Genomic DNA, 10,366 nt, shown 5'->3' with positions numbered 1-10,366 from the left:
GACTACTTGACGCCTTATGAAGTGTTCAACAACACTCAGGAATCACTCACCGTTGCGCTTCGCAGTTGAATCCAAGGGGCGCAATTCCAGCTCCACAGTCCTGAAATATTACATTGAATCAATCGGTTATGGATTTTGCATCTGGCCCGACCCCGTTCTACCGTCCAAACCGGCTTTCCTGCCGGTTTGTCGAACCCTAGTGCGCTCCGCGCGGGAGGGCTCTCACCCGGCCTCTTCGGCAGATAAAAAAAGCCCGCGCGAGGCGGGCTTTTTCTGTCTGGCGGAGAGGGAGGGATTCGAACCCTCGGTACGGCTATAAACCGTACACTCACTTTCCAGGCGAGCCCGTTCGACCACTCCGGCACCTCTCCTTGAACCTGGAATCTGCCTTGCCGATCCGAACAGGCCGTCGGTGACCCCGGCGCGGGCATGGCCCGTGCGCGGCGGCAGAAGGGCGGGAATTGTAGGTGAAGGAGGCCGCTGAATCAATTGTGCAGCGCCGTCTCAGGGTCGATCTGTGTATTGCGGCAGACCGGCTTCACTGGCACAGTGAGGCTCCCCTGCATTCCGGTAACGGCCGAATCCGCCATGCGCCCATTCGTATTCGTTTCGCTGATCCTGTTGGCCATCCTGAACGCCTGTACGGCAACCACGATCCGCGCACCGGCCGCGCCCGCCGCTCCGCCCAGCCGGATGGTTCAGACCGACGATCTGGCCACGGTGGTTGACGCCGCACTGGACTTTGCCGACACGCTGGGAACCGACGCGGTGCTGGTGGTGTTCGATATCGACAACACTCTGCTGGCGATGGAGCAGGACCTCGGTTCGGACCAGTGGTGGGAGTGGCAGCGCGATCTGGAGAAGACCGCGCCGTGCGCCCCCGAACGGGTGGCGGAACCGCTCGCCGTGCAGGGCGCTCTGTACTACGCCAGCGCGATGCGGCCGACCCAGGACGATGCCGCGGCGCAACTGGGGCGCCTGCAGCAGGCCGGCCTGCGCACCCTGGCGCTGACCTCGCGCGGACCCGGCTTCCGCTTGCAGACGTTTCGTGAACTGCGCCGGCATGGATTTGATTTCGGCAGCCATACGATCGGCCCGGACGGCGGCTATCCCGACGATTTCCTGCCACCCAGCGGTATACGTGACGCTCGCCTCGAGGACGGCGTGTTCCTGACTGCCGGTCAGCACAAGGGCGACATGCTGGCCGATTTGCTGGAACTCACCGACACGCCCGAGCCGGCCGTGATCGTGATGGCCGACGACAAGGAGAAAAATCTGCAACACGTACTGGATCGATTCGCCGGCACCGGCGTGTCCATACAGGCCTATCGCTATGGCCGCGAGGACGCCACGGTCGAAGCCTTCGATCCGGCCGAAGCGGCGCGGCAATGGGAAAGCGTGAACGACGCATTGCGCCGCCTGCAGGAAGTCTTCGGCCCTGATCATCTTGAGCTTCCGGCCTCGGATCTGCCGCCGGGCTGCCCCGCACCCGCCGGCTGACCCGCCATCATGAGGGCAGCCGCAACCCCGGCGGCGGGCGATTTCACCCGTCCGCACCGGCAGATCTGGGCCATCGCCTGGCCTGCCATCCTGGCCAACTCGTCGGCCCCGCTGGTGGGCCTGGTCGACACCTGGGCCATCGGGCATCTGCCGAGCCCGGTACACCTGGCGGCCGTGGGCCTGGGCACCGTCATCTTCAATTATCTGCTGTGGGCCTTTGGTTTTCTGCGCATGGGAACCACGGGCCTCGTGGCCCAGGCACGCGGTCGCGAAAACGACGACACCCTGGTCGCCACCGTGATCCGGGCCTGCGCGCTGTCACTGCTGTTCGGAGGCGCCCTGCTCATTTTTCAGGACGCTTTGCTGGTAGCGGGCCTGCGTGCCATGGCGCCACCTGCCGAAGTGGCCGACATCACCGAGGCGTACTTTCGCATCCGCATCTGGGCCGCGCCGGCCACCCTGCTCGGCTATGCCATCACCGGCGTCCTGTTCGGGCTGGCCCGGGTACGCGCCATCCTGTGGTTGCAACTCCTGCTGAACGTGACCAACGGCGTGCTGAATGTGATCTTCGTCATCGGGCTGGATATGGGCGTCCCCGGCGTGGCCTGGGGCACCCTCATCGCCCAGTGGCTGGCGGCGGTGGCCAGTGTCTGGGTGCTGCTGCGCCTGCTCGATCGAGCAATGCTGGTGGCGCGAATCCGTCAGCGCGCCACCTGGCACATCCGGAAATTCGGCAGCCTGATTTTTCTCAACGGATTCATTTTCATCCGTACCCTGTTCCTGATGACGGCGCTGGCCCTGATCATGCGCAAGGCCGGTGCGCTGGGCGATGTCGGCATGGCCGCAAGCCACGTGGCGATGCAGTTCATGATGCTGATGGCGCTGGGTCTGGATGGCTTCGCCCACGCCGCCGAGGCGCTGGCGGGCGCCGCCTGGGGGCATGGCCGGCGCACCGTGTTCCGGCGCTGGGTGTGGCTGACCAGCCAGTGGGCGGTGATCGCCAGCGTGCTCTACGCGGTGGGCTTCTGGCTTGGCGGCGACGCGGTGACGGCCGTGCTGACGGATCTGACCGAGGTGCGTGGCGTGGTGGCCGATCTGATGCCGCTGATCATCGCCCTGCCCCTGGTCTCGGTGTGGTGTTTCCAGTTTGACGGGGTGTTCATCGGTGCCACTGCGGCCGGGGCCATGATGGTGACCATGGGCGTGGCCTTCGGCACCTACCTGCTGATTCTGGAACCGCTCACCCGAACCCACGGTCTGGTCGGGCTGTGGGCCGCGGTGCTGATTTTCATGGGCGTGCGCGGACTGGCGCAGGCCGTGTGGTACCCGCTGCTGGAACGGCGCCTTCCAGCCACCTGAACCCGCGCCCGGACGAGTTCAGCCGTGCGACCAGGATTGCGGGTCGTCCGCGGCATCGGGCGACAGCCCCAGGACTTCACCCTCGGCGCTGGCACCCAGGCCCGACACGGTGCGATTGGCATAGGCGAAATAGGCCGCCACCTGGTTGATCTCCACGATTTGTCCGTCTTCGAGCCCGGCCGTCCGCAGTGCATCGATGTCGGCCTGGGTGATGGATTCGGGTTCCCGCGTCAGGCGGCGAGCGTAGCGCAAGCCGGCGCACTGGGCCGCATCCAGCGGCGGTCCCGGTTCGGCGGCCGTGATCGCGCCGAGCCAGGCGTCGAAATCCCCATCCGCCGGGTCCAACAGCCGCCGCAGGCCGGCGCTGTGGTGCCCAAAGCAGTAATCGCAGCCATTCAGGTGGCTCACCAGCACTCCGACGGCCTCGAGGTACCAGCCCGGAAGGGTATTACCCGGATGGTGCAGCACGGCCTTGTACAAGCCCATGTGGCCTTCCAGTGAATGCGGGCGCAGGCTGTGCACCTGAAGCACGTTGTCCACCTGGCCGCCCGGTCCGCTGACCCGGCGATAGAGTTTGGCCAGGCGCCCTTCGGCGCGATCCGGGGGAATGATGTCGATGAAAGCCATGAACGCCTGTCTCCTGTCGGTATCCGGCGCACCGCCGGGCGCGGTTATCATAACGGGATGCCACCATCCGGCAACACTCAGCGATCCGTCACACGAGGCGTCCTGGCCCCGGTCCTGAATCGGGTTGCGGTCGTGGTTCCGATTCTCGTCCTGGCGCTGACCCTCACGGGCTGCGCATCTACCGCGAACCGGAATCATACGCAGCCGGACCCACGCGACACCCTGCGCATCGCCACGTTCAACATCGCGATGGGCCGCGAGGCGGCCGGTGCCTTGAGCCGGGCGCTCGCCTCCGGCGACGACCCCCGGCTGCGGCAACTGGCATCCATCGTGCAAACCGTGCGGCCGGACATCCTGTTGCTGAACGAATTCGATTACGACCCGGGCATCGACGCACCCGCCCTGCTGAACGACCGCTACCTGGCGATCGCCGCGGCGGGACAAACTCCCATCCGCTACCCGTATGCGTTTCGCGCCGCGGTGAACACCGGGATCGACAGCGGCCGGGACCTCGATCGGGACGGCCGTACCGGCGACCCGGGCGATGCCTGGGGCTTCGGGCATTTTCCCGGCCAGTACGGCATGCTGTTGTTGTCACGGCACCCCATCGACGAGGCTTCGGTTCGGACTTTTCAGCGCTTCCCATGGCACCACCTGCCGGACGCGCACCGGCCGCAGCATCCACCGGGCACGAATTTCCACACGGACGCCGTATGGCGGACTCTGCGCCTGAGTTCCAAGAGCCACTGGGATGTGCCCGTGATGATCGGGGAGCGCACGCTGCACGTGCTGGCCTTCCATCCCACGCCACCCGTGTTCGACGGCCCCGAAGACCGTAACGGGCGACGCAATTACGACGAGATCCGGTTCTGGGCCGAGTATCTGGATTCCTCCAACGGTTTCTCGCCGATCGACGATGCCGGAATCTCCGGCGGGCTGGCTGCAACAGCCGACTTCGTGATCCTCGGCGACTTCAACGCCGATCCGAACGACGGTGATTCGCTGCCCGGCGCGATCGGTCAGCTAATCGACCATCCGCGCATCGATGCCAGTTGCGTGCCGCGCAGCACCGGCGCGGTCATCGCGGCCCGTTCGCAGGGCGGCGTAAACCACCGGCAAACCGGCGAGGCCGCCGCCGACACCGCCGATTTCAACGACCAGCGCACCGGCAATCTGCGTCTCGACCACGTGTTGCCCGCCCGCGGGCTGAATGTGAAAGACTGCGGCGTTTTCTGGCCCGCCCCCGGCGAGCCGGGCGACGAGGCGATCACGGTTTCCGATCACCGGCTGGTATGGCTGGACATTTTCTGGTGAGATGTCGCCGATGAACGATCAGACCCCGAAATCCGGCGCCGCAGATTCCCCATCCGAGGCAGCCCCCAACCCGGCGGAGTTCTACCGCGAAACCGTGCTGCAGCACTCGGTGGAGCCGGTGGGCTTCCAGGCCGAAATCGAGCCCACCCATGCCGCCGAACGCTACAACCCCTTGTGCGGCGACCGGGTGACGGTCCGGTTTCGCGTGGCCGGCGACCGCATCGAAGCGGCGGCTTTCGACGGCGAGGCCTGCGCCATCTGCCTGGCGTCGGCATCCCTGTTGTGCGAGAAAACACCGGGGCACACCCTGAGCGAACTGCAGAGCACGTCGCAGTGGCTGGAAAGCCTGCTGCAGGGCGAAGATCAGGAAGGCGGCGACGACGACCTGCGCGCGCTGTCCGGCGTGCGCCGTTACCCCAGCCGCATCCGGTGCGCGCTGCTGCCGTGGGAAGCGGCCGGCCTGGCGGTGTCGGAATCCGGCGACCCGGACGACTGACAGGCCAGCCCCGGGCCTGCCGTCAGGCCGGTACTCCGGGAGTTCTCAGCACGCGTTCCTTGAGCCGCCTGATCTGATCGCGCAGGCGCGCCGCGTCCTCGAATTCCAAACGCTCGGCGTGGCCGAACATCTGCTCTTCCAGTTCCGCGATGGCCTTGCCCAGATTCTCCGGAGTCACGGCCTCGTACGAGCTGTCGGCCTCGGCCACCTTGCGCCCGCTGCGTCCGCGCGGCGCGGAGTCACGCGCCCCTTCCATGATGTCGGCGATGCGTTTGCGGATGGTTTGCGGCTCGATGCCGTGTTCTTCGTTATAGGCCACCTGTTTGGCGCGGCGCCGATCGGTTTCGGCCATGGCGCGCTCCATGGAACCGGTGATCCGGTCGGCGTACAGAATCGCCTTGCCGCGCACGTTGCGGGCGGCCCGGCCGATGGTCTGGATCAGGGAGGAGTCCGAACGCAGGTAACCCTCGCGGTCGGCATCGAGAATGGCGACCAGCGAAACCTCGGGCATGTCCAGGCCTTCGCGCAGCAGGTTGATGCCGACCAGTACATCGAATTCACCCAGGCGCAGGTCGCGGATGATCTCGACCCGCTCGACGGTGTCGATGTCCGAATGCAGGTAGCGCACCCGCACCCCGTGATCGGCCAGGTATTCGGTGAGGTTTTCGGCCATGCGCTTGGTCAGCGTGGTGACCAGGACCCGGTCGCCAACCCCGGCGCGCAAATTGATTTCGGACAGCAGATCGTCCACCTGATTGGCCACCGGCCGCACCTCGACCTCGGGATCGATCAGGCCGGTGGGCCGCACCACCTGCTCGACGACATCCCCGGAGGAGCGCTCCAGCTCGTAGGCCCGCGGCGTGGCGGAAACGAAGATCGACTGCGGCGCCCTCGCCTCCCATTCCTCGAACTTGAGCGGCCGGTTGTCCAGCGCCGACGGCAGGCGAAATCCGTAGGTCACGAGGTTTTCCTTGCGCGAGCGGTCGCCTTTGTACATGGCGCCGAGTTGCGGCACCATCACGTGGCTCTCGTCCAGCACCAGCAGCGCATCCTCGGGCAGGTAATCGAACAGGGTCGGCGGCGCCTCGCCCGGCCCGCGGCCGGTCAGGTGGCGGGAATAGTTTTCGATGCCGTTGCAGTAGCCGAGCTCCAGCATCATCTCCAGGTCGAAACGGGTGCGCTGTTCCAGCCGCTGGGCTTCCACCAGTTGCTGATTGTTGCGCAACACCTCGAGGCGGGCGGTCAGTTCGGCCGAGATGTTCTCGGCAGCGTCCAGCACCACCTGGCGCGGTGTCACGTAATGCGACTTGGGGTAGATGGTGATGCGCGGCAGCTTGCGCAGGATCTCGCCGGTCAGCGGATCCAGTACGCGGATGGATTCGATCTCGTCATCGAACAACTCGACCCGGATCGCTTCGGCATCCTCGTCGCCCGGAAAGATGTCGATGATGTCGCCCCGCACGCGGTAAGTGCCGCGCCGCAGTTCCATGTCGTTGCGGCTGTACTGCATTTCCGCCAGGCGGCGCAGCACGGTGCGCTGATTGACCTGCTCGCCCACCGACAGGTGGAGCACCATGCTCAGGTACTGGGTCGGATCGCCCAGGCCGTAAATGGCCGAAACGGTGGCCACGATCACGGTATCACGGCGTTCCAGCAGGGCCTTGGTGGCGGACAGCCGCATCTGCTCGATGTGCTCGTTGATCGAAGCGTCTTTCTCGATGTAAGTATCGGACGAGGGGACGTAGGCCTCGGGCTGGTAGTAGTCGTAGTAGGACACGAAATACTCGACGGCATTCTGCGGGAAGAACTCGCGGAATTCGCCGTAGAGCTGGGCCGCCAGGGTCTTGTTCGGCGCCATCACCAGGGTCGGGCGCTGAATGGCCTGGATGACGTTGGCGATGGTGAAGGTTTTGCCCGAACCCGTCACGCCGAGCAAGGTCTGGTGCGCGAGTCCGGCCTCGATGCCGTCGATCAGCGTCTCGATGGCCACCGGCTGGTCCCCGGCGGGCTTGAAATCGCTGTGCAGAACGAACGGTTTGGGCTCGACGCTCATGGGTCTCCGACAGGTGGTGAGCACGACCCGACGGGGCCGCGAATCGAATCGCCCATTATACCGCACCGGGAAACCCGGACGGGGCCGCCACGACGACCGCGGTATTCGCAGGAGACCCGATTCCAGGGCCTTCCGTGGCATCACTGCCCCCCGATCATCGACAGCGCCGGTCCCATGCGGCACACTCCTCAATGGGCCCGTATCAGGGAATACGGAGAGAGGATAAGCGTGAGCATTCAGATTTCAGGCCGGGTGGAGCAGATCAAGCCCTCGGCCACCATCACGGTCAGCATGCAGGCGATGGCCTTGCAGGCGGAGGGGCGCGACATCGTGTCGCTGGGCTTTGGCGAGCCGGACTTCGACACGCCCGAGCACGTCAAGGAAGCCGCGATCCAGGCCATTCGAGACGGCCAGACCAAGTACACACCGGTGGACGGCACGCCGGAACTCAAACAGGCCATCATCGGCAAATTCCGCCGCGACAACGATCTGGACTACGAGCCCGGGCAGATCCTGGTATCCAACGGCGCCAAGCAAAGTCTGTTCAACCTGCTACTGGCGTTACTGGATCCCGACGACGAGGTCATCGTGCCGGCGCCCTACTGGGTGTCCTATCCGGACATGGCCAAGCTGGCCGATGCCCAGCCGGCGATTCTGACCGGCGGGCCGGAGCATGATTACAAGATCACGGCGCGGCAATTGGGCAACAGCATTAACGACCATACCCGCTTGTTGATTCTCAACTCGCCGTCCAATCCCACCGGCAAGGTGTATTCGCGCGACGAATACCGCGAAATCGGCGATGTCCTGGCCGAACACCCCAAGGTATTCATCGCCTGCGATGATATTTACGAGCACATCTACTGGGGCGAGGCGCCGTTCTGCACCCTGCTCAACGCCTGTCCGGAGTTGGCCGACCGCACACTGGTTGTGAACGGAGTCTCCAAAGCCTATGCCATGACCGGCTGGCGCATCGGTTACGCGGCCGGGCCGGAAGCCCTGATTCGCGCCATGCGCAAGGTACAGGGCCAGAGCACCTCGTGCGCCGGCTCGGTGTCCCAGGCCGCGGCTGTCGCCGCCCTCAACGGGCCGCAGGACTGCGTGGCGGAGATGCGCGACGCCTTTCGCGAACGCTACGAATACTTCAGCGCGGCCCTGAACGATATTCCGGGCGTGGAATGCCCGAGCTGTGACGGCGCTTTTTACGCCTTTCCCTCATTCCAGGGCGTGATCGATGCACTGGAACCGCTGCGCGATGATGTCGACCTGGCCGGCTGGTTGCTCGAAGAAGCCGGGGTTTCCACCGTACCGGGTTCCGCGTTCGGTGCCCCCGGCCATCTGCGCCTTTCCTATGCCGCCTCCATGGACTACCTCGAAGACGCAGTAAGCCGGATCCGCAAGGCGATCGTCACCGCGTGAAGGCCTCGGGACGCCCATGTATAATCTCCTGCGTTGGTAAGCTTTTCGGGTTTTGGCGTTGGCTATGTGTGATTTTGACGGACACATCCGTGAACTCGGGCGTGTGCCCGAGGCGTTGTTGCAGCCCCTGGACGCGCTGCTGGAGCATTCCCGCGATACCTTTCTGATCGAAAACGCCCACAAGCCGAACAAGTTCGGCGATTTCGAAAAGGGCACCCAGCACATCGTATTCCAGTTCCCGGTGAGCCTGAATGACCATCGGCGGTCCGACTTCATGCCGATCTGGGACCGCTACCGCGACGCGATCGAACCGATCATCGAAGCGGTAACCCCACACTATGGCTACGAGAACGGCAAGACCTGTCGCATCATGCTGGCCAAACTGAAAGCCGGGAAACAGATTCACAAACACGTCGACGGCATGCCGGCGGCCGCAGTTCCGCACAAAATTCACGTCCCGCTGGTGACCCACCCGGACGTGCGTTTCTGGGAAGACGAAGACGAATACCACCTCCCCCGTGGCAGCGCCTTCGAGGTCAACAACCGCATTCCCCACGGCGGCTGCAACCCCTCCCCGGTCGACCGCATTCACCTGATCTTCGATTACTTCGACGCCGCCGCCTGATTGCGAGCGCACTCCCGGACAACCCGTCCTGACGATTTCCTACACTCGTTCGAGGAGATTTCCACTGCCCATCCGTTAGTTCCGAGGCCAGACTGTTTTCATGCTGCCAACCTGGTTTTCCAAGCCGACCGATTCGACCACCATCGGGCACTTTGGCGACCCATCCGCGAGTCAACGCGGATTCACGGTACTGGAGGCGTTGATCACCCTCGCCATCGCCGCCGTTTTGCTGGTGACGGGCGTACCGGCCTTGCAGGACTTCGGCGCCCGCCAACGGATGAGTGCGGCCATGCATGCCCTGCACGGCCAGTTGGCGCTGGCCCGCGATACCGCCATTCGCCAGGCAGTCACCAGTGTGGCTTGCCCGGGACGCCCGGAAATTGGCTGCCTGACGGACAGTGACTGGAGCGGCGGCTGGTTCGTGTTCAGTGATTTCAACGGCGACCGTGCCCATCAGCCGGCCGAACCGGTCCACCGCGTGGAACCGGGCCTGGAACATCTCACCATCCGCAGCAGTAACGGGCGCCCCACCCTGCGCTTTCTGCCCGACGGCAGCGCACCCGGCAGCAACGGCTCCATCACGTTCTGCGACCACCGCGGCCCACCGAAAGCGCGCAAACTGGTGGTATCCAACACCGGCCGCATCCGCCGCGAACCCGCCCCCGGCACAGACCCGGAAGCCTGCCCGTACTCCACGGGCTGACCCCGGCAGCCGGCACGGGTGAATCCGGCACCAGCACGAGTCCCGCTTTCGCTCGCCAATGCTTGACTCCCCCCACCAAAGCACCGAAAATACCGCGCCTCACATTCTTCCCCGGTAGCTCAGCTGGTTAGAGCGGGTGACTGTTAATCACTAGGTCGTTGGTTCGAATCCGACCCGGGGAGCCATACAAATCAGGTGCATTCCGATCACATGGTTTACACCTTATTCCGGGCACATGGTTAACACTGTGCCCGGCGCGAACGGATCAGG

The 10,366-nt window shown here is 64.8% G+C and carries 9 protein-coding genes and 2 tRNA genes; 8 read left to right on the top strand and 3 right to left on the bottom strand.

Translation table 11 applies throughout. The annotated features are described in order from the left end of the window. Nucleotides 1-278: 278 nt before the first annotated feature. A tRNA-Ser gene (locus tag V3330_RS19440) sits at nucleotides 279-371 on the bottom strand. A gap of 217 nt (nucleotides 372-588) precedes the next feature. Between V3330_RS19440 and V3330_RS19435 the strand changes: the two genes are divergently transcribed. Continuing rightward, nucleotides 589-1,500 (top strand): DUF2608 domain-containing protein, encoded by a 912-nt coding sequence (locus V3330_RS19435; RefSeq protein ID WP_354697128.1) that lies wholly within the window; start codon nucleotides 589-591, stop codon nucleotides 1,498-1,500. A 9-nt stretch (nucleotides 1,501-1,509) separates the two neighbouring features. Continuing rightward, a complete protein-coding gene (locus V3330_RS19430; protein WP_354697127.1) occupies nucleotides 1,510-2,859 on the top strand; it encodes an MATE family efflux transporter in 1,350 nt (449 codons plus the stop codon). A gap of 18 nt (nucleotides 2,860-2,877) precedes the next feature. Here V3330_RS19430 and V3330_RS19425 read toward each other — a convergent pair whose 3' ends face one another. Continuing rightward, nucleotides 2,878-3,486 (bottom strand): carboxymuconolactone decarboxylase family protein, encoded by a 609-nt coding sequence (locus V3330_RS19425; protein WP_354697126.1) that lies wholly within the window; start codon nucleotides 3,484-3,486, stop codon nucleotides 2,878-2,880. Nucleotides 3,487-3,618: 132 nt separating this feature from the next. Here V3330_RS19425 and V3330_RS19420 point away from each other — a divergent pair, with 132 nt between their 5' ends. Together V3330_RS19420 and sufU are read left to right on the top strand one after the other, a co-directional pair. Beyond that, nucleotides 3,619-4,800: an endonuclease/exonuclease/phosphatase family protein gene (locus V3330_RS19420; protein WP_354697125.1), complete on the top strand. Its 1,182-nt coding sequence runs from the start codon at nucleotides 3,619-3,621 to the stop codon at nucleotides 4,798-4,800. Nucleotides 4,801-4,810: 10 nt separating this feature from the next. Next, nucleotides 4,811-5,296, top strand: coding sequence for a Fe-S cluster assembly sulfur transfer protein SufU (gene sufU / locus V3330_RS19415; protein ID WP_354697124.1), 486 nt, complete (start codon nucleotides 4,811-4,813; stop codon nucleotides 5,294-5,296). Nucleotides 5,297-5,318: 22 nt separating this feature from the next. On the opposite strand, the gene uvrB is transcribed toward sufU, so the two are convergent. Beyond that, the gene (gene uvrB / locus V3330_RS19410) at nucleotides 5,319-7,349 is read right to left on the bottom strand and encodes an excinuclease ABC subunit UvrB (RefSeq protein ID WP_354697123.1); all 2,031 of its coding nucleotides are present in this window, start codon (nucleotides 7,347-7,349) and stop codon (nucleotides 5,319-5,321) included. A gap of 228 nt (nucleotides 7,350-7,577) precedes the next feature. Between uvrB and V3330_RS19405 the strand changes: the two genes are divergently transcribed. The 4 genes from V3330_RS19405 (at nucleotide 7,578) to V3330_RS19390 (ending at nucleotide 10,281) form a co-directional block, all read left to right on the top strand. Further along, entirely contained in the window at nucleotides 7,578-8,768 is a 1,191-nt protein-coding gene (locus tag V3330_RS19405) for a pyridoxal phosphate-dependent aminotransferase (RefSeq protein ID WP_354697122.1), read from the top strand. A 64-nt stretch (nucleotides 8,769-8,832) separates the two neighbouring features. Then, nucleotides 8,833-9,393 carry an aspartyl/asparaginyl beta-hydroxylase domain-containing protein gene (locus V3330_RS19400; RefSeq protein ID WP_354697121.1) on the top strand — a complete coding sequence of 187 codons (561 nt, stop codon included), beginning with the start codon at nucleotides 8,833-8,835 and terminating at the stop codon, nucleotides 9,391-9,393. Between the two features lie 100 nt (nucleotides 9,394-9,493). Beyond that, the gene (locus V3330_RS19395) at nucleotides 9,494-10,096 is read left to right on the top strand and encodes a GspH/FimT family pseudopilin (protein WP_354697120.1); all 603 of its coding nucleotides are present in this window, start codon (nucleotides 9,494-9,496) and stop codon (nucleotides 10,094-10,096) included. Nucleotides 10,097-10,204: 108 nt separating this feature from the next. After that, nucleotides 10,205-10,281 (top strand) — tRNA-Asn (locus tag V3330_RS19390). The last annotated feature ends 85 nt before the right edge of the window (nucleotides 10,282-10,366 follow it).

Source organism: Elongatibacter sediminis, assembly GCF_037892215.1.
GTDB lineage: Bacteria > Pseudomonadota > Gammaproteobacteria > Xanthomonadales > SZUA-36 > Elongatibacter > Elongatibacter sediminis.
This window is presented reverse-complemented; position numbering and strand designations above follow the sequence as displayed.

Excerpts from the sequence above, each read along its gene's own strand:
- V3330_RS19435 (WP_354697128.1), top strand. The coding sequence starts at position 589 with ATGCGCCCATTCGTATTCGTTTCGCTGATCCTGTTGGCCATCCTGAAC.
- V3330_RS19430 (WP_354697127.1), top strand. The coding sequence starts at position 1,510 with ATGAGGGCAGCCGCAACCCCGGCGGCGGGCGATTTCACCCGTCCGCAC.
- V3330_RS19425 (WP_354697126.1), bottom strand. The coding sequence starts at position 3,486 with ATGGCTTTCATCGACATCATTCCCCCGGATCGCGCCGAAGGGCGCCTG.
- sufU (WP_354697124.1), top strand. The coding sequence starts at position 4,811 with ATGAACGATCAGACCCCGAAATCCGGCGCCGCAGATTCCCCATCCGAG.
- uvrB (WP_354697123.1), bottom strand. The coding sequence starts at position 7,349 with ATGAGCGTCGAGCCCAAACCGTTCGTTCTGCACAGCGATTTCAAGCCC.
- V3330_RS19400 (WP_354697121.1), top strand. The coding sequence starts at position 8,833 with ATGTGTGATTTTGACGGACACATCCGTGAACTCGGGCGTGTGCCCGAG.
- V3330_RS19395 (WP_354697120.1), top strand. The coding sequence starts at position 9,494 with ATGCTGCCAACCTGGTTTTCCAAGCCGACCGATTCGACCACCATCGGG.